Origin of the sequence: Streptococcus mitis (genome assembly GCF_000722755.1) — a bacterium.
Classification (GTDB): Bacteria; Bacillota; Bacilli; order Lactobacillales; family Streptococcaceae; genus Streptococcus; species Streptococcus mitis_CM.
This window is the reverse complement of sequence record NZ_JPFY01000013.1, coordinates 517,573-535,469: the sequence shown is the minus strand read 5'-3', so window position 1 is coordinate 535,469 and position 17,897 is coordinate 517,573. Positions and strand designations below refer to the sequence as shown.

Annotated in this window: 18 protein-coding genes and 3 pseudogenes; 4 read left to right on the top strand and 17 right to left on the bottom strand. The window is 33.4% G+C overall.

Going from position 1 to position 17,897, the window contains the following annotated elements; all coding sequences use genetic code 11:
• From SK578_RS05850 to SK578_RS05840, 4 genes and pseudogenes are all read right to left on the bottom strand, one after another.
• The gene (locus tag SK578_RS05850; RefSeq protein ID WP_144443184.1) at window positions 1-933 is read right to left on the bottom strand and encodes a toll/interleukin-1 receptor domain-containing protein; all 933 of its coding nucleotides are present in this window, start codon (window positions 931-933) and stop codon (window positions 1-3) included.
• 20 nt (window positions 934-953) lie between these two features.
• A complete protein-coding gene (locus tag SK578_RS11240; protein ID WP_001820704.1) occupies window positions 954-1,166 on the bottom strand; it encodes a hypothetical protein in 213 nt (70 codons plus the stop codon).
• Between the two features lie 57 nt (window positions 1,167-1,223).
• Window positions 1,224-1,502, bottom strand: a complete 279-nt coding sequence (locus tag SK578_RS05845) for a hypothetical protein (RefSeq protein ID WP_000776494.1) — start codon at window positions 1,500-1,502, stop codon at window positions 1,224-1,226.
• A gap of 294 nt (window positions 1,503-1,796) precedes the next feature.
• Window positions 1,797-2,262 (bottom strand): annotated as a pseudogene (locus SK578_RS05840) (helix-turn-helix domain-containing protein).
• Between the two features lie 361 nt (window positions 2,263-2,623).
• On the opposite strand from SK578_RS05840, the gene SK578_RS05835 reads away from it, so the two are divergent.
• Window positions 2,624-3,196 carry a hypothetical protein gene (locus SK578_RS05835; protein ID WP_002917268.1) on the top strand — a complete coding sequence of 191 codons (573 nt, stop codon included), beginning with the start codon at window positions 2,624-2,626 and terminating at the stop codon, window positions 3,194-3,196.
• On the opposite strand, the gene SK578_RS05830 is transcribed toward SK578_RS05835, so the two are convergent.
• Window positions 3,193-4,443 carry a hypothetical protein gene (locus SK578_RS05830; protein WP_000199791.1) on the bottom strand — a complete coding sequence of 417 codons (1,251 nt, stop codon included), beginning with the start codon at window positions 4,441-4,443 and terminating at the stop codon, window positions 3,193-3,195. The two genes, SK578_RS05835 and SK578_RS05830, sit on opposite strands and share 4 nt — an antisense overlap.
• Before the next feature lie 93 nt (window positions 4,444-4,536).
• On the opposite strand from SK578_RS05830, the gene SK578_RS05825 reads away from it, so the two are divergent.
• The gene (locus SK578_RS05825; protein ID WP_000384878.1) at window positions 4,537-5,433 is read left to right on the top strand and encodes a tyrosine-type recombinase/integrase; all 897 of its coding nucleotides are present in this window, start codon (window positions 4,537-4,539) and stop codon (window positions 5,431-5,433) included.
• Between the two features lie 354 nt (window positions 5,434-5,787).
• Here the strand turns inward: SK578_RS05825 and SK578_RS05820 are convergent.
• Window positions 5,788-6,207 (bottom strand): annotated as a pseudogene (locus tag SK578_RS05820) (zeta toxin family protein); the annotation flags it as partial.
• Between SK578_RS05820 and SK578_RS10605 the strand changes: the two are divergent.
• A pseudogene (locus tag SK578_RS10605) lies at window positions 6,208-6,369 on the top strand (transposase); the annotation flags it as partial.
• A 158-nt stretch (window positions 6,370-6,527) separates the two neighbouring features.
• Here the strand turns inward: SK578_RS10605 and SK578_RS05815 are convergent.
• From SK578_RS05815 to SK578_RS05785, 7 genes are all read right to left on the bottom strand, one after another.
• Window positions 6,528-6,755 (bottom strand): hypothetical protein, encoded by a 228-nt coding sequence (locus SK578_RS05815; RefSeq protein WP_000301903.1) that lies wholly within the window; start codon window positions 6,753-6,755, stop codon window positions 6,528-6,530.
• The gene (locus SK578_RS05810; RefSeq protein WP_000424175.1) at window positions 6,746-7,378 is read right to left on the bottom strand and encodes a DUF3990 domain-containing protein; all 633 of its coding nucleotides are present in this window, start codon (window positions 7,376-7,378) and stop codon (window positions 6,746-6,748) included. The genes SK578_RS05815 and SK578_RS05810 overlap by 10 nt, the downstream gene beginning before the upstream one ends.
• 81 nt (window positions 7,379-7,459) lie before the next feature.
• Window positions 7,460-7,735, bottom strand: a complete 276-nt coding sequence (locus SK578_RS05805; RefSeq protein WP_000495441.1) for a hypothetical protein — start codon at window positions 7,733-7,735, stop codon at window positions 7,460-7,462.
• Between the two features lie 37 nt (window positions 7,736-7,772).
• Window positions 7,773-8,156 (bottom strand): DUF5945 family protein, encoded by a 384-nt coding sequence (locus SK578_RS05800; RefSeq protein ID WP_000159223.1) that lies wholly within the window; start codon window positions 8,154-8,156, stop codon window positions 7,773-7,775.
• Window positions 8,153-8,386, bottom strand: a complete 234-nt coding sequence (locus tag SK578_RS05795; protein ID WP_000152419.1) for a DUF5965 family protein — start codon at window positions 8,384-8,386, stop codon at window positions 8,153-8,155. The genes SK578_RS05800 and SK578_RS05795 overlap by 4 nt, the downstream gene beginning before the upstream one ends.
• A gap of 50 nt (window positions 8,387-8,436) precedes the next feature.
• Window positions 8,437-9,522 carry a toprim domain-containing protein gene (locus SK578_RS05790; protein ID WP_000401905.1) on the bottom strand — a complete coding sequence of 362 codons (1,086 nt, stop codon included), beginning with the start codon at window positions 9,520-9,522 and terminating at the stop codon, window positions 8,437-8,439.
• Between the two features lie 9 nt (window positions 9,523-9,531).
• The gene (locus SK578_RS05785; protein WP_000933083.1) at window positions 9,532-10,173 is read right to left on the bottom strand and encodes a hypothetical protein; all 642 of its coding nucleotides are present in this window, start codon (window positions 10,171-10,173) and stop codon (window positions 9,532-9,534) included.
• Window positions 10,174-10,308: 135 nt separating this feature from the next.
• Here SK578_RS05785 and SK578_RS10600 point away from each other — a divergent pair, with 135 nt between their 5' ends.
• On the top strand, window positions 10,309-10,506 hold the full coding sequence (locus tag SK578_RS10600; RefSeq protein WP_074187117.1) for a hypothetical protein: 198 nt from the start codon (window positions 10,309-10,311) through the stop codon (window positions 10,504-10,506).
• A gap of 13 nt (window positions 10,507-10,519) precedes the next feature.
• Here the strand turns inward: SK578_RS10600 and SK578_RS05780 are convergent, their stop codons facing one another.
• From SK578_RS05780 to SK578_RS05765, 4 genes are all read right to left on the bottom strand, one after another.
• Window positions 10,520-10,816, bottom strand: a complete 297-nt coding sequence (locus SK578_RS05780) for a DUF5966 family protein (protein ID WP_000998888.1) — start codon at window positions 10,814-10,816, stop codon at window positions 10,520-10,522.
• A 13-nt stretch (window positions 10,817-10,829) separates the two neighbouring features.
• Window positions 10,830-11,114 carry a DUF5962 family protein gene (locus SK578_RS05775; RefSeq protein ID WP_000969635.1) on the bottom strand — a complete coding sequence of 95 codons (285 nt, stop codon included), beginning with the start codon at window positions 11,112-11,114 and terminating at the stop codon, window positions 10,830-10,832.
• Between the two features lie 74 nt (window positions 11,115-11,188).
• Window positions 11,189-17,407, bottom strand: coding sequence for an SNF2-related protein (locus tag SK578_RS05770; protein ID WP_042751141.1), 6,219 nt, complete (start codon window positions 17,405-17,407; stop codon window positions 11,189-11,191).
• Window positions 17,408-17,454: 47 nt separating this feature from the next.
• Window positions 17,455-17,865, bottom strand: a complete 411-nt coding sequence (locus SK578_RS05765) for a thrombospondin type 3 repeat-containing protein (RefSeq protein WP_037619229.1) — start codon at window positions 17,863-17,865, stop codon at window positions 17,455-17,457.
• Window positions 17,866-17,897 lie beyond the last annotated feature (32 nt).

Genomic DNA, 17,897 nt, shown 5'->3' with positions numbered 1-17,897 from the left:
TTAACTACTCCTATTTTTCCAATCATTAAATATAATAGATGATTGTTTATCAACTTCAATTGTAATGTTTTCAGAAAGATGTAGCTCTGGATAAATAGAATAAAATTTGGGAATAATTGTTCTATCTATTTTTTCTGAAAAATAGATACATATTTTCTTTCCAATTCCATCTGCATATCCCAATTCCCAAGCACACCACTGAGAATTAAGTGTCTTACTTGAAAAGTACAAAACAAATACATCCGATTGTTTTATACGCTCTTTGATAATATCGACTGTTGAAGTATTACACCATTCTCGTTTCAGATCGTATTTATCATTAACCCAGTCAATATATACGACTTGGCCATTTTTGTTTAGTTTTTTATAAAAGGTTATTATTTTTTCTTCATCTTGAGAGTTATGTGAAAGAAAGATATCAAATTTTTTTATCTTTTCTAGATCATCAATGTATAACCTCTTCTTCAACTCTTCTGGTCCTTTCCTATTTGTTACTATTTCATTATCAATAAAATTTGTTTTTCCTTTCTTTTTTCTACTCAATCTAAACGGTAGAGATAAACTTTGAAAGTACGACTGAACTTCTTTTTTTAGCGATTGATTTCTTACATGACCATTTATTGCATAGAAAAAATTATGAACTTCCTTTGAATCATACTTCGAAAGTTCTCTAATGATTTCTAATCTTTCATGTAAATCATGTGTTTTAAAAAATCTTTTGCGATAATGTTCCAGATAAGAGGGATTTATTTCTTGGATATAATCTAATGATTTTTTTCTTTTTATAGTTTGCAGCTTTAATTTTGCTAAAGATTTTTTTCGAATTTCATCTGCCTGAGTTTTTCTTTCTTCAATACTCAAAATATTTTTTCTTACTTGTCTTCTTATATATTTAGATGTTTCAAGAATAAAATCATTAGTTTCTAAAGACATCCTTTTACTCTGAATTTTAACTAAATTTTTTTAATAATACGTTTACCATACCAATAGTTTCTTTCTATTATAAGTCTAGAAATTTTATCAGGAAACATATAAATAAATTTTTTAACATAATCTTTGTTGGAAAATTTTGCTGGCATAGCTTCTATGGTCATATTATGAGCCAGTTTAAACTCTTTTTGCAATTTTATATAAAATTCATTATATTGTCTCATTACTTTGCCCATTTAATCTGCAACCTCATAATAAATATTTACTGTTTTATAACTCCTCTACGGAAATTATTACAAATTCCCTTTTTTAATTTGGTACTCTTCTGCAACAAGAGAAGCCGTTTTATTATCGTACCTTTCACTATCGTAATAGAAAAAATAAGGTACCTGATAACCATACCACACGTTTAATCCTGTTTCTTCTTTCAGTAATTTACAGAACCCCATTGAATATTTCTTACAAAACATTGAAGTCATTATTTTAAATTGACCTTCAAATATTATTCCTCTATTTTGAAACTCTGTAACAATCTCTTCAAATTCTTTGTCTAATATATCTCTTAATTTCATAGTGTTCCTCCCATCTTGATATTGATATAACATAAAGCATGACTAATTAAAATTTTCTCAATTTGTTTTCCCCATTCTCAACATTTACTTCTTACCTTACTCCACTCATCAAACAGAAACTCTTTGAGCTTGATACAATGGATAATTGTCTTTCTAGTTCGCTTTTTCCATGGAGAAAGATAGCTATTGGATTTTGGCTCATTCACTTTCCTTTCGTCAGTGTGCAAACATTTCGACCTAAGGCACAGGCAAACTCATTCTCACTAGAATCATATAAACTCATTAAACTACCATTCACATTTCTGATGTTTTTAGTATGTACTCAATACCATCCAAGTAGCACCTGTAACGCTCAAGCTCTTCAAAAGTACTCACTAGATAAATGTTGGTATTCACCATATCAGATAAGGCGCCACTCATTACAATCCAGTGAATGCTCTCATCATTAAAGACGAGGTTCTGGCTATCTTGATAACAATAGTGATGAGTTAGGAGATTTGTTCAACGTTTCTTAACAATCTCCATTTTTAAAGTCAGTTTATTATCTTCCCACTAGATTTAATATTTTTTCTTTCCCAACAATATTCACACACGATACATTGAATTTTTGGCAGATTGTGTCTATTAATTCTTTTGAAATTATACTTGTTCCCTTCTCATCACGGTTAAGGCTATTGGGTGAAATGCTTATAATTCGTGCAAATTCTGAACATGTCAGGTCATGTGCCTTTCGTATGAATTTTATATTGTTTCCAATCATGGCATGCTTCTTTTACTCGATAATACTATTATAACATTTAGAAATTAAAAAACAGATTCTAAATCAATAGAACGTATAATTCTAAAATTAGAATTTTCAGTGATAATTCTATAAAATGTTGCTTTTCTAATAAATTTGTACTTATTTTCTTCAGACTAGATAAATATCTCGTTGTTGTAAGTTTGTAATTGAATCAAAAGTATTAGATATAATTTCAAAACAGTGTTTTAAGCTATAGCTGATCAATATCATAGTTTGATATTGAATGATAAGTAAAAATTCATTATACAATTCAAGCTACTGAAGATGAATTTATGATATACTAGTGATAATAAATAGTTATCGGTAGGGGATAGCGAATATGTCAAATAAAAAAATAAGAGTATTTTTAAGCAGACCTAATCCATTTACAGAGAATCAAAATTTATTTATTAAAGAATTGATTAAATTTTTAAGACGACACAATATTGAATGTGTAACATTACAAGCTGCTGAGTATACTCCTTACGAAGTCATGAATTCGTTGAGTGAGATGATACAAAGGAGTTACGGAATTATAATTGTTGCATTTGGTCAGACATTTATTTCTAGTGGAACCAGAAAAATGGGAGCTGAGGATAATCCAGACTTCTTTGCATCCAAAGAGACCCACTTAAAGAATAAGTGGGTTACAAGTGTTTATTGTCATATTGAAGGGATTTTAGCGCTAACTTATAATCTTCCAATGCTATCTATTCCTCAAGAAAATTTAACTGAAGAAGGGATTTTAAAGAAGGGAGAATATTCTATAACATCACCTGAATTCTCATTAGAAACAAAAGAAAATATATTAATGTACTTGCAATCAGAAGGGTTTCAAAAAAGTTTTCATGCATGGAAAAACCTTCTTGATGATAAGTATAACTTTATCAAAGGAGGGGAAATAAACTATTAATTACCATTTACAATTGCAGTTTTAATCCTCTGGAGATCCTCACTTAACATAATACTACCTTCATTAATTGTTTTTTTCTGTCGTTCAGTTAAACCCTCAATATCATTAATAGGTTTTGAAAGAAGGCCTGAAATCAGCATTAGATCCTCTTGATTGGAAAGAAACCAAATGTCGTCATATTCACTAGATTTACGATGTATTTTTTCTAAAGATCCTAAAATAGTTTTTGCTGTATAAACAGATGTATAGTAGAACTCCTTTAAAACTTCAACATCTTTCTCAACTAAGGCTATTTTTAACAGGTTAGCACAGTAATTCCTTGCACAATAAATATTTCTATCTTCAAAATTCATGCCTAACCTATAGTAATTAATTGCAGACATTAAGTCACTCCTATTCTTTGTAATATAAAATATACGTAAGAAAATAGCTCCATAAATACCTAATAACTTATGATATGTTGTGGTGTTTATATCTATATATTTACTAATATTTTGCTGTGCCATTTTTAAATTTGCTAGCGAAGATTCATTTTTCTTATAGGATGATAGTAAATAGCCTGCCAAAATTTCTTCATCAATAAATCCACTTTCTAAAATTTGCTGAAATATTTCTTCTGCCTCAGGATACTTTTCTGAATTCTTGAGTTCCGTGGCTTGATCATAAAGTTCAGCTATTGACTTGTCTAATGCTTCTTCACTTTGAATTTCAGTTTTATCGATTAAATCGTTAATTATTACACGGTATAGAGCAGATTCAAAGGCTGGACTATCAGTAAATGTCTCATCTGACTTTATAGCGGAATCAATATATTCAGAAAGCAGTTTTTTCACCTTGTTAACTTCATCCACTTCGTTTAACTTATCAGAATCATATCTGATTTGAGGTAAGTGTGCAATATCAAAAAAGCTAATCTTAGCTGTGTGATGATCACACAGTATAATGGTTGATTTGGGTTTCATAGCATGACGTAGACCTAACTCATAGATAGCATTTTGGTTTAAAGTAGTAATATCTGCAATTACAATATCTGCTTTTAATATACCTTCGATAAATGTTTTCGTTATACTCTGTGTACTGAAAACTTCATCAGCTCTAAAGTGGTTTTTACCATGAACAGAAACTAATTCTTTTTCTAAAATTGTTGGCTTAATTAAATTATTATAGACTTGATTCAAATCCACTTCTATATTTGTATTAGGAATTTTTTTAGTATTAAACCCCATAACTACAAAACAACTGGTCATTTCTCAACTTTCCTCCCGATAACTATTTATTATCACTATACAAAGTACTCAAATAGGTTTATAATAGCATGATTATTGATAAAGGAGATTTTTATGGATTATAAACTTATTTCTACTTACTTAGATTTTTGCAAAACTCATAAGCGTTTGAGTTCACACACGATTCGCGCTTATAAGAATGATCTTATGCAATTTTATAACTCAGACTATGATAATGTCGAATCCTATATAGAACAGTTGACACAATCTAACATAAAAACGAATACATTAAGAAGAAAAATTGCTTGTATGAAGGTGTTTTATAACTATCTAAAATACCAGAACATAATTGAAGAGAATCCCTTCAATCAATTGCGCTTTCAATTTAGAACTGAAAAAGTATTGCCTAAAACGATTCCGTATGACATTCTGAAAAGCATTTTTATATATTTAGAACAGAAAGTAATTGTATCTAAAACTGACTATCAAAAACAACACGCTGAAAGAAATCTACTAATTATTTCACTTTTACTTTCAACAGGCATCAGAATTTCTGAACTTTGCCACATTCATCTCAAAGACATTAATCTTTCCAATAAGACACTCCAGATTATAGGAAAGGGTAAGAAAGAACGTATCCTATTTTTAGGAGATCAAACAACCTTCAATTTATTAGAAACATATATAAATAAAACAAGAAATGAATCCAATGATTTCTTGTTCCCAGGGAAACATTCACTTAAACCATTGTCAGAGCAAAGTGTACGTTTAGTAATAAAGAGAATCGTTGAACAAAATAACTTTTCTAGAACTATTACACCGCATATGTTTAGACATAGCTTTGCGACAATGCTTCTAGATAGTGATGTAGATATTCGATATATTCAACAAATTCTTGGACATAGTTCTATATCAATCACACAAATCTATACTCACGTATCTCATTCAAAACAAAAAGAAATACTTAGTTCTTTTAATCCCATATCAGTAATTCATTCTGAAATCGAGTAAGAGACATCTCCAAAGTCTACAGTTCACTTCATCTTAAATTAATTTTTGTAGTTCGACTGTAGTTAATAGATTTTATACTCAACAAAAGCAAAAAACATATAAAACTTCACTTTGAATCAGCATTTATACTTTATTCCGTATTAAGAACTCCATAATTGTTTTTCTAAAATACATCTTTCAAATATCCTTAAATATAATAAAAAGAGATGGTCAAAATCTCAATTCTTGAAGAAAACGCATAATTTCAAGTTTTTCAACACCTGAGACTATGCGTTTTTTTGGTTCTAAAAAATTTTCGCCCACCTTAAACAACTAACAAAAGTTATAAGTAGATTATATTTTAAAATTTGTGTTCTAACTACCATTTCGATTAGTTAAATCTTTCAGTCTTTCTTCTCCAGATTTAAGCATCTCTTTCTCAACTTGATTCCATTCTCCAAATAGTAAATCATGTAGAACGGTTGCTGCTGAAGTTTTGTCTTCTTCTGAATCGTATACACAACTTCTATCTCGTTGGTAAATTTGAATTCTTTCAAAGATAGCTAGTTTTTCCAATTGTCTTGTATTATCAACTAGATGATTTACAATGAAATCATGATGTTCTTTTGGAGTTGCGCGTGCTTGATCTGGATTGATAGCGTACAGTTCTTCATAACGGATAAGGGTGCTCAGATAGGACAGCTTAGGCTTTGTCGCAATCAAAGCTAATTGTACTTCATATCCCATACTTTTCAAGAGTTGTGCTGTTTCCTTTGGAACATCAACGCCCTTTAACTACCCTATTCTAACGCCAAATTGGAAGCGACTAATAATCTCATTAAACTCATCAAACGAAATGCCTTTGGTTTTCGAAACTTTGAAAACTTCAAAAAACGGATTTTTATCGCTCTGAACATCAAAAAAGAAAGGACGAAATGTGTCCTTTCAAGATCTTAGCTTTTCTTCAACCCACTGCAGTTGACAAAGAGCCATAACATTTAGAAAAAAGAAATGCACCATTTTTGGTGCGTTACTTCTTGTTTTTCTAGCCTAAACTTTACTTCTAAAAAAGCCACCTTAAAGAGTAATTCCTTTTTCGGTGGCTTTTTAAAATACTATACATTAAAATACTCTTGTTTAATTTTTGTAAGCAGATTGTTAGCAACCGAAGTTACACCAACATGCATCAGTTCAGGATCAGAATAATCTAGATTACGAGCATAGCCTTCTGCAACAGTCTGAGCAATACGCTTATCCAATTTATAATTAGAGGCTTTTAATAGTGCTTGAAATAATTCTGAACTATATAGTTTAATATTATTTTCCAATGATACTACTGCCATTTTTGTAACTCCTCTCCTGTTTTTGATTGATAAACCTTCTCTATTTTCATTATATCACAAAAAGATTGGTTGTGGATGGATAATTGTTTAAAAGAATATGGTTTTCTAAACTCAGCAAGCATTTCTTCTTTTGTAATTTCATTCTGACGAAAACGAGCTAAAGCTTGGGTTGGATTGTCATCAGTCTGAACACCATAGATAAAATCAAAATGGTGTTGTAATTCATCTGGATTTTCCCGATTTTGAACGACAAATTCAGCAAAATCTAAATCTGACTCTGACTTTTTATGTTTTGCAAAATAGTGACAATGATAGTCAGGGTTCTTAAAAATTTCTATAAAATTTGAAATACGAAATTCTACTATAATTCCTACTTCTTCTTCTGAGTCAAAAATATTATTATTAGAGCTGCTTCGATTTAATACTTCAACTTGCTTGTTAATAAATTTTCTAGCTTGTTCAAAGTCAGGCGTGATATAGAAACCAGGACCAAAATCTAGCTCACTTCCTAAATTAAATTTAACATCTATACCACTTTTTAAGGATTCTAAATGTCTCAATAATGTAGCATGAAACCACTGCGTCTGACCTAGTTGCTTTTCCTGCTTGGTAGTCAACTCCAAAATATTTACTTCCTTCTCTAGTCTATACTAAAAGTATAACACAAGACTTTATTCAAGTAAAAGAAAATTGTATAAAACTATTCACTTCCTTCCGTCTTTCCTAAATCTCTCTAAATTCTTCTCCAATTGTTCCTTATGAAGTTGATTCTTAGCTTCCTTTAATGTGTCGTCCAAAGTTTCTTCCCTATAAGTTGATTCTGTTTTTACTTGTTCTGATTCTTGATCTGGAGTGAAAATGATATCTAACAGTCGGTCTATTTTTTCAAGATCTTGGACAGACATATCAGATAGTCTATGAATCAGCTTTTTAAATACATCACTATTGTCGTGATTTTTCTTAAAAAATGTTGTAAACATCTATAACCTCTCAAAAAAAGCAGCCTATCAGGACTGCTTAGTGTAATTCCGAAATCGCATCATAAATGGACTGTAATTTCTTATTGTCTTTATTCTTTGTGTCAATCAACGTATGTAGCTCTTCAATTTTCTTTTGACTGCTTTGAATATCGCTATTGTTATCAGCAATAAGTCTTTTAAGATGTTGCTGATAACTTGTAGTGATATCTGTCTCTTTTCCTGTTCTAACCTCTGTAACTTTAGGTTTAGAACTAGAATTTGATTCCGTCACAGGCGCTTGTTTTCGCTTTTGAAAAGCTGCTTCATAATTTACATCATTACCTCCTTGATGATTTCCAAATAAGGCCGCAATTTTATCTGAATCCCCTTGATTTTCTGATTTACTTTCTAATGGTTGATTAAAATTCCAATCTTTTGTCATTCACTCATTTCATCCTTTCTAAATTCAGAATCATCGAATTGTCTTTCTTTACCAAAGGCATGGTCAAGAGCTTCTTCAAAACTCATGTGACTGATGCTTTGACGCCTTTTGAACGTCGCAAACATCGCTGTCTCCAGTTGCTCTTTGTAAGCAGCGAGTTTTTCTGTCTCTCTTGCTACCTTACTCTCTTGCCTAGTGACCTTTTCTTCTAAGCGTTCGATTATGGTCATATACGATCCTCCTTCATACTAATATTAGCTAAAACATCTTGATTTTGTTATCACAATTCTAAACATTGAGAAGTTTGTCTTACTGGTGGATTTCCAAATGTCTCTTTTACAGTCTCAAGCATAAATTGTAAATCTGATTTCTTTTCTCGAAGAATATCGTTCCAGTCTCGTTTTTCTTTCCCAGATTCATTATCAGGTAAATCCAGTAAAACAGGCAATCCTGATTGAGATAACTTATCAGAAAAATCTTTACCTGCATCATCACAATCTACTGCCAGTGTCAATAAATCAGGATGATTATCAAAATAGCTGGTGGTATCACGAATTGTATTGATTAAAGGCAATAACTTTGAAGGTATTACTGTATCTAAGAATTCCAATTTCTGATTTTCTTCAGCTATCAGTCGTAAAGTTTGATAAGCGACAACAGACCTTTTTAATCCCTCCATAGATACCAAACGAACATCTGATAGACTTTGTTGATGTAGCTCGTAATAGCTCATCAAGTCGATGAACGATTCACAAAAGACCAGTCTATTGGGGTGACCAATATCAAAGGATATTCCAACATGTCCATGGCTTCCTTTTAGAATCGTTTTCAACCTCTCTCTTGGAAGAGAATGATTCTTATAAATCCCTTGTAAGCTTGCTGCCTGCAGTTTGTGACGATGATCAAAACTTTTTAAAACAATAACAGGTTCAACAGTTTCATTTGTTTTCCAACTGGCTTGTGCTATCAAACCTTGTTGAATCATCTTTTGTACGATTTCTTCTGAAATTCCTCTACATTCTGTTAAGTAATATCTGGCCAGACTACAGTTAGAATCTTCTATTCTATTTAAAGGATAATAAAATGGTCTCTCTCTTTTTTCTTGAACAGCTTCTTTTTGAAAAGGTTCTTCAGAAAGAAATGCTAGAGCTTTTTTAAAGGAAATTCCCTTAACAAGTCGAACAAAATCAATGACATCACCTTGAATATCTCTTGAAAACCATTTAAAAGTATTGGTAGTTGAAAAAATCCGAAATGAATCGTGTTCAGGATGTTCATAGACACTGCTCGAAACTTGTTTAAAGGAGATACCTAAACGATTGGCTACATCAAGAATTGAAATTTGCTTACATTCTTCTATTTCCATGCAATATCATCATTTTGTTGTAGTATTTGGCAGTGATGGAACAGATGAGGATTCTTCTAAAGTTTTGGGAGTGGCCTTATCTAAATCATCTAACCCAGATTTCCAAACCTGTACTTGATTGACCAATAACTTACCTGGTAGTTTAGAATAGGACAATTTAACCGTTCTGGTTTCTGTCTGATTGGTCTTTGATTGGTTGGCATTCTTTAAATCGGATACATAGGTTACATTATAAGAGACCATGGCAATAGCTTGATTCGTAGTCTGATTGACAAAGATATCTGCTTTTTCAAAATGATAATCCAAAATATAGTCCTTATACACTTGGTTCATGGCATCATTTTGACTTGACAATTCTTGAGAATAAGCCGATTCAGTCATATAAGGTTGAATACGTGTATTATTTTCTCCGAGCTTTTCTTTCGTATAGTACTGAGTCAAAAATTCTTTTACAGTATCCGATGACAAAATACTTGCCTTATCTTCTGCTTGTTTGTCCTCTACAAGTTTAGCTGCAGCCAATTCGATTTCTTTGCGACTTTGTTTAGCAGTAGAATGTTGACCAGCAGTATATCCCATCATGAGAATAAAGCTAGTCGCAGCCACTGCTCCAACACTAATTAAGGCTTTAGTTTTGACTTTATTTAACATCTTAGACCTTCTTTCTATAAAAACTAGGTCAAGAATAACAAAAAGAACTTGTAAGTTTTATCACATCACAACGAAAGGTAATTCCTACATTTCAGGCGCAAAATCGTACAGTTCAGAGAAAAATATCAAAATTAGCTGTCTTCAGTTTATAATATAAATTTGAGAAGAGCTCTTTCTCATATTGAACGACATAAACAAGCCATAAATACAAGTAATAATAGTGAGGATAATGATTTTCATAAATTATTACTCCAATTTAGCTATGATGTATATGAAAGAATCAAGGCAAATAAAAAACCTTATCCGAATTTAGATTCAGATAAAGTTTTTTAACCATCTAACAAGTTTACATACTTTTCTTAGTTTTGGAGTTTATGAAACGCCAACTGAATCCTAGAACCAACATCAGATTGATGAAAAGGTACACAGCCGTAAAACTAGTTAAACCATGTTGTCTGATATCATCAAAGTATAAAGTAGGTTCAGTAAAGAACAAATAAATTCCATAGACCTCCACGAAAATAAGAAAACTGACAAAACCAATCAGGAAAAGTCCACTGGCAATAAGGAAGATCCTCCATAAAAGAATGAGAATTCCTCCTACTGCTAAAAAAATTACTGGGATAAGGAGTAAATCATTCATGACTTTCTCCTTTCTAGTCAATCAATTGACGATAATGGGTGGCAAGAGAGGAATCAAACTCTTCTAATTTTTGAACTAAGTCCAAATACTCCTCTTTCTCATGTTCTTCAAAGTCCACACCTCGATGATTCTGAAGAGCGATTTCCAATTGACTAGTAAGTTCTCGTATAGAAAAGCTGTAATCGCCTGTCACTTCCTCATAATGTTCCTTTAACTCCTTGTAGGCTTGGTATTCTTCAGGTGTTTGAAATCCCTGTACCAAAGCCTCTTCTAATTGATAATAGGTATCTTCCATCATAATCGTTACCTCGTTTCTTTCTATCTTTATTCTACCGCGCTTTTCTTTTCTTGTCCGCTATTTATATCTATTTTTTAATCCAATTCAAAAGAAAGTTGTTCTTGCTTTTCTTTTCCTTTTTCGTGGAATTGTCGTAAGGCCTGATCAATAATATCTAAATCCGTTTCTGTTTCAATCAATGGCGCGAGTACATCGTATTCGGCCTTTTTAGTTTGATAATCCTCTTCCTTTGGAAAATTTTTCTCAATTTCTATCTTAGCAGTAGTCCATTTATCCTTTAATTCATCCAATAAGTTCTGAGTTTTCACTTGGTCATCTTTAATGTGGTCTATCGTATGTTGGAGTCTTTGAATTGTCCCCAAAGGAGAATACAAATCTAAACTGACAGAATACCGATTTTCTCCTACAATCTTAACAGAGAAAGTTTCAGGAAGAGGTTGATTTGTTGGAAGACTAAGCATTTTAATGTCAAATCCTCGATAACTGGCTAGGGTACGTAATTCTTTAATATCAGCTTGATTATGACGGATAAGACGGTGTAGGGATTCCCCTGCTTCAGCTCGTTGCTCAAAAGCTTGCTTGCCTACCGTCATAGAAAATGATTGGTCTTTCGACATTTCAGACTGTTGAATGTCGCCTTCATACTTGCTTAATCGTTTCTCAAGAATGGGAATATTTTCTTCACAGTAAGAGATTGTATGACGATAGTGATCCTTGCTACGTTGAAAGGCGCGTCTTTGATTTTCTAATAGGGTTAGATCATTCTCTAGTTCCATCTTATATTTGAGATAAGGATTACCTGTTGCTAGTGCCTTAAAATCAGAAGCTGTCATGGTCTGCTCATCAATGTCTTCTGCAGCACGAATCGGCTCCTTAGAAGTCATAATCTGCTTAATATAACGGAGTTTGTTCTCCTGAGTTGCCCATAGATAATTATCAAACGAACCTTTGGTAATATAGTGGTAAATATCCACTTCCTTGTTTTCATTTCCTTGTCGGATAATCCGTCCATTGCGTTGCTGAATGTCACTTGGTCTCCACGGTACATCCAGATGATGAACTGCTTTCATCTTGCTCTGAACATTTAAACCTGTTCCTCCTTTTTCAGTTGAGGCAAGAAGAATCCGCACCTCTCCTGCATTGACCTTTCGAGACAAGCTATTCTTCTTTTCATCACTATTGGCATCATGTACAAAGGCAATTTCCTTACTAGGGACTCCTCTATCAACTAATAAAGCCTTAATCTCAGAATAAACATCAAAGCCATTGTCCTTTTTCTTAGGTGTTCCAATATCTGAAAAAATCATCTGAGTAGCCTTATTTTCCATTCCCTCACGATAAATTCTTTCAACATTATCCACTACCTGAAGCAATTTATGATTGTCTGCTAGACTATAACTAGAGTCCAATAAACGCATATCAATTGCTAGTTTTCGTGCCTCACCTGTTATCTTTAACATGTTATCCTGGCTCGGATCAACTGTTCCACATTTGACCATATCTGACCTCATAACCAATTCTTCTAAATAGAGTTTCTGGTTTTCAGTTAACTCACTCTCAATAGGGATAATATGAGCTTCTGGAACAGGTAAATCCAACATATCTTGTGTTTGAATGTCGGCTGTTTCTTTATAGATTTTCATCAACTCAGGTAGATTGACAAACTTTTTGAATCGTTTCTTAGGTTGGTACTTATCCCCTGTAGGAGCTAATTCCATAGAGTTTTGAATTTCTCCAAAAGCACCTACCCAAGAGTCAAAATAATCAACTTGATAGCGTTTTAAAATATCTGGTTGAATATAGTTCATCATAGTATATAACTCACTAATAGAATTGGAAACAGGTGTTCCTGTCGCAAAGACAATATTTTTATAATCATGTTCTTCCTGAATCTGTCGAACCTTCATTTCCATATCCACGTTCTTCTTAGAGGTTGTATTGGTAATCCCTGCTACATTTCCAAGTCCAGTAATTGGACGAATATTTTTAAAGTGATGTGCTTCATCCACAAAGAGAAAATCAATTCCTAAGTTCTCAAAATCAATAAAACTATCACGATTAAAGCGTTGGAGTTCTTCCAATTGTTTCTCTAGACCACTTATTGATTGCTCTGCTTCTTTAACGGTATACTTATTTTCAGAATGTGTTTTAATCTCTCGTAGTTCATTGAGTTTATCCTCTATATAGTTCATCTGTCTTTCCTTACTGACAGGGATTTTTTCAAATTGAGAATCCCCAATGACAATGGCATCGTAATCTCCTGTAATAATACGAGAAACAAATTGTTTTCTTCTCGCCTTCACAAAATCTTTCTTAGTGGTCACAAAGACTTTTTTAGTAGGGAAAAATTTCATGATTTCTTGGCCAAACTGAGCAGACAAACTAGAGGGCACCACATACAAGGGCTTATGAACCATCCCCAACTCCTTTAATTTAAACCCAGCACCAAGCATGGTCAAGGTCTTTCCTGAACCTACCTCATGAGCTAATAAGGCTCTTTTTTCTTCTATAATTCTTTGAATGGCATTCTCTTGGTGAGGACGAAGACTGATGTTTTGTGCCAAGCCATCAATGACTAGATGGCTACCATCATACTCTCGACTAACCGTCCGATTATAAAGACGATTGTAACTTTCTTCAATGACTTGTTGGACTTCTGGATACTGTGAGACAAATTCTTGAAAGAGCTCTTGTAAATGCTGCTCTTTTGCTCTTAGAACAGAGGTTTTTTCCAAATCTGTGATGGTCTTTTTCTTTTCTCCTTCCGTAACAGTCATGGTAATCGTCGGTTGGTTCGAATTAAGTAAATTCTCAAAAATCTTTCTTCCTGTATCATAACGTGACCCACTAACTCCAAGACTACTATCTTTGGCACTTGGATAGCGATAAGCAAATGATGTCCTTAAATGAACCTGGCCATCGACAGGATTCACTTCAATGACTTGTTCAACATCTGGCGAAGACAATTCAAATTCACGATTGGTAAAACATTCAAAGGCAAATTTACCATAAACGGATTGAGGAATCCAACGTGACCCTATTTTAAACTCAATATCTGCCAGATGAATCCTTGGAGGGCGAACAGATTCTAACAAATCTAAAGCATGGTTCCAATCATATTCTTGGTTGTTTTCCTCCACTAATAGTTGAACTACTTCTATCTTGTTGAGAATATCTCCTGATAAAAACTGGTTCTTAGAAAGGTATTTTCTTTCCCCTCTTAAATAGCTTTCTGGATCCATTAAAATCTGGTCACCTAACTCATCTAAAATAGCAGCTTGGCTATGTTCGGGATAAATTGATACCATATAGTCTAAATCAACCCCTCTACCATCCGATAAACTAGAGTTTAAGGCATCTAAAGCCGTTGATACTCTTGTAATCACTCTCTCCGGCCTAACCAATGCTTTCTCAAAGGCTAAAGATTTTTTATATTTTACTTTCTGATCTTTAGAATCAATGTATTCATCTTCTAAACTTGCTAATAAAGAATACTTATCGTCACTATCAAATAAGTTCCGATTGACTGAGGCATTCAAGTATCCAAATTGACTTACAAAGCGATTATAGTCACGATTGAGTTTACTAAGTAATACCTGAAAATCTGTCCGACTATAATCTGGATGACGTTGAATTTCAATTAAGGATTGATAGGTCTCTCTCAAATCAACCATGCCCTTAATGCGACTAATATCCTTATCCGATAAGGGACTTTCATAAAAGATAGTTTTTTTGAACAGTCCCTTATATTTCCCCCTTTTACTCGCTTCTTCTGACTTGTAAACATCTAGTGCTTCCTCATCAGTCAAATGAAGTTGCACGAATCGGTCTATTTTATGTTCAGACAAAGAACTGTCCCAAGCTTTAAAATCTCCCTTCTCATCTACATAATAACTAATTTCGTCAACTTTTGAACTTTTCCGAATGCCATGCGTATCTCGGTAATAAATTTGATTTCCCTCATATCCAAAAGAATAGAGCGTTAAGTCCTCACGTATACGACTTGGGATAGAATTATCCACTTCTTCTTGGATAAAAACAGGTGCTTTCAAAGAATTGTCAATTTGTTTAGGAGCTTCTACATTCTCTAATGCTTTCATTATGTCAGTAGCTAATGTTTCTGATTCCCCCTTAACATTGAGGGTTCCTCCATTAAAATTACGTACCTCATATTGACCCAAAACTTGTGTATTGTATTTCCCATCAAAATAAGGATTGATCCAGACACGCTTATCCTCCTCAAAGGGAATAGAACCACTAAAAACAAGTTCCTCTTCATTAAGATTCTTTGCTTGATCCTTTTGAAAGAAGAGGAGATCTGTGGTTACACGAGTACCTGCAATGCTTTTAAAAGCCGTATCTGGCAACCGAACTCCCCCTAAAAAATGAGTGTTGGATTTAATCTCTTGTAAGACATTATCTGTCCGTTTATCCATTGTGCCAATAGAAGAGATAATCGAAACTTGTCCTCCATCTCTTACTAAATCAAGTGAGTGTTTGACAAAGTAATCATGAATCATATAAGGTTTATCATAGTTTTTATCTGCAATGCGAAAATTTCCAAATGGGACATTCGTTAAGACTAAATCAAAACTATTATTTTGATAGGAAACTTCTTCAAATCCTCGCACTTCAATATGGGTATTGGGGTGGAGTTGTTTTGCGATTGCGCCTGTCACGCTGTCTAATTCAACCCCATAGAGTTCTGATTTCTCTCGTATCCTTCTAGGCATAGCCGCATAGAAGTTCCCAGTCCCCATAGAAGGATCTAATATCCTCCCTCCCTCAAAACCATCATCCAGTAATTTTTGCCAAATCTGGCGAATAATCATTGGGTCTGTATAATAGGCTGTGAGAGAACTTTGTTTCATGGCGGAGTATTCTGATTTACTTACTAAACTCTTAAGAGTTAAACGTTCTGCTTCATACTTTGGATTGAGTTCATCGAAAAATTCATTGGCAAGACCACCCCAGCCGACATACTTGGCTAGTAGCTCTTGTTCTTCTGGATTCGCTTGTCGTCCCTCTTTTTCTAATCTTTTAACAAGTTCAATTGCGGCGATATTCGTTTCAATTTTTTCTCGATTTGTCTTAGGATAAAAGTTCTCTAAATCATCTGGAAAAACAAAATCTTGAACAGGAATATCCAACTCTTCTAAACTTGAAATAAGTGGTGTTGATTCTGTTTCATTAAACTTTTCCTTTTCTTCTTCCAGATAGGAAAACAAATCTATTTCCTGACTTTCACTTGATGAATCCATCTCAATCTCTGAATCTTCTTTTTCAAGTTCTACATGAGACAATACTCGTTCAATCTCTTCTAAACTGTTCAAGTATAAGATAGGATTCTCTTCAAATAACTGGTTGGAATCATTGAATAGCTCTAGGCGAACTAAGCCATTTAACTGAGCATTTTCAATCGAAACCAACTGAAATACTTGTCCTTTATAACTTACTTGTGAACCAATTGGATATTCCCTCAAAGCTTCTTCTACAATTTTATCGACATTAGAAAAAGGGTTCGTTTCTTCCGTTTCCTGTTCAATATCACTTGAAGGAGATAAAGATTCCTCTACTTGATTAGACTTTTCTCTTATAGCCTTTACTTCATCAAAATGAGTAATAATCTTCAGCTTTTGTGTCAGTGGGAGTTGTGTGTAGTTTTCTTCATGATGGACAAGATCCGTAACAGTATCTAAAGTAGCCATCAATTCTGAACCCAAATAGGCTAGAACATCTCCCTCTTTTTCTTCAAAATGAATCTCAAGGACCTCTTTTTTTAGTTCTTTTGAGTCAACCATTAGAAGAAATTCCTCTATATCTCTACTAATGCGGTCAGATAGATTATTCGCAACCCGATAGACATTGACCAAATTGACATCCTGATTCTGATGAAAGATAAGCTCACTTAGTTGTTCTAGCTTCTCTTTTTCAGATTGGATGTAAAATCGAGTGAAAAGATTATAGGTTGCGACTTCTAGCACCAAGTATTTCTCCCAACTACTTAATTGAGATAATTTATCTAGACCCGCTTGTCCAAAACTTCTTGTGTAACTTTCTAAATCTTGGTCATTATTTTCAGAACTAGCCTCTAGGAAAGAAACAATATCTTGATCAAAAGAATAGACGTGAGGAATCTCTTCTATCTTGCCCTCTTCAGTCAAAAAATTCTCTACCAAGTCCTGCCATTTCTCATCAAAATGTTGCGCTTGATAGCGAAGAAATAGGTCCATTTTCTCCCTATCTTTTGGAATTGTTCCACGAAACATAGCCAATAATTGCATTACTTCCATACTCGCTCCTTTCATCTATACGAAAATAGGAGAATCACATGATTCCCCTACAACTCTATCTCCATTTCAACCTCTTGAGGACTGGTTTCTAAATCACTAGACAAAAGAGAAACGGCATCTGTTCTCATGTAGTAAGTATATAAGTCTTCTAGGTCTTGTTGGTTTTCAATCCCTGTTTCAATACTAATCAGAGCCTGTATAAATTCCTTGTAGTGACTCTCCATCATATCTGAAATCTTTTGTTTCATTTCCATAAATACTGAAGACGGTTCAGTTATACTTGTTTGGTCTATGTCTTGTAAATCCTTTTCTAAGGGATTGGTTCCTTCTTCTACTTCCACTAAATCTGAACGACCATCACCATCAGAATCTGCGCTAAGAGGATTGGTTCCTAGCGCCAATTCTTGAGCATCAGTTAGTCCATCTTGATCCGAATCACGTTGATAAATGGCTTCCATATACTTCCTTCTTTCCTAGTTAATCTTTTTTC

Bases quoted from the DNA above. Each gene is read 5' to 3' on its own strand.
- SK578_RS05850 (WP_144443184.1), bottom strand. From the start codon at position 933: ATGTCTTTAGAAACTAATGATTTTATTCTTGAAACATCTAAATATATA.
- SK578_RS05825 (WP_000384878.1), top strand. From the start codon at position 4,537: ATGGATTATAAACTTATTTCTACTTACTTAGATTTTTGCAAAACTCAT.
- SK578_RS11240 (WP_001820704.1), bottom strand. From the start codon at position 1,166: ATGGGCAAAGTAATGAGACAATATAATGAATTTTATATAAAATTGCAA.
- SK578_RS05845 (WP_000776494.1), bottom strand. From the start codon at position 1,502: ATGAAATTAAGAGATATATTAGACAAAGAATTTGAAGAGATTGTTACA.
- SK578_RS05815 (WP_000301903.1), bottom strand. From the start codon at position 6,755: ATGGCAGTAGTATCATTGGAAAATAATATTAAACTATATAGTTCAGAA.
- SK578_RS05795 (WP_000152419.1), bottom strand. From the start codon at position 8,386: ATGACCATAATCGAACGCTTAGAAGAAAAGGTCACTAGGCAAGAGAGT.
- SK578_RS05805 (WP_000495441.1), bottom strand. From the start codon at position 7,735: ATGTTTACAACATTTTTTAAGAAAAATCACGACAATAGTGATGTATTT.
- SK578_RS05800 (WP_000159223.1), bottom strand. From the start codon at position 8,156: ATGACAAAAGATTGGAATTTTAATCAACCATTAGAAAGTAAATCAGAA.
- SK578_RS05765 (WP_037619229.1), bottom strand. From the start codon at position 17,865: ATGGAAGCCATTTATCAACGTGATTCGGATCAAGATGGACTAACTGAT.
- SK578_RS05785 (WP_000933083.1), bottom strand. From the start codon at position 10,173: ATGTTAAATAAAGTCAAAACTAAAGCCTTAATTAGTGTTGGAGCAGTG.
- SK578_RS05790 (WP_000401905.1), bottom strand. From the start codon at position 9,522: ATGGAAATAGAAGAATGTAAGCAAATTTCAATTCTTGATGTAGCCAAT.
- SK578_RS05770 (WP_042751141.1), bottom strand. From the start codon at position 17,407: ATGGAAGTAATGCAATTATTGGCTATGTTTCGTGGAACAATTCCAAAA.
- SK578_RS05835 (WP_002917268.1), top strand. From the start codon at position 2,624: ATGTCAAATAAAAAAATAAGAGTATTTTTAAGCAGACCTAATCCATTT.
- SK578_RS05775 (WP_000969635.1), bottom strand. From the start codon at position 11,114: ATGATGGAAGATACCTATTATCAATTAGAAGAGGCTTTGGTACAGGGA.
- SK578_RS05780 (WP_000998888.1), bottom strand. From the start codon at position 10,816: ATGAATGATTTACTCCTTATCCCAGTAATTTTTTTAGCAGTAGGAGGA.
- SK578_RS05830 (WP_000199791.1), bottom strand. From the start codon at position 4,443: ATGACCAGTTGTTTTGTAGTTATGGGGTTTAATACTAAAAAAATTCCT.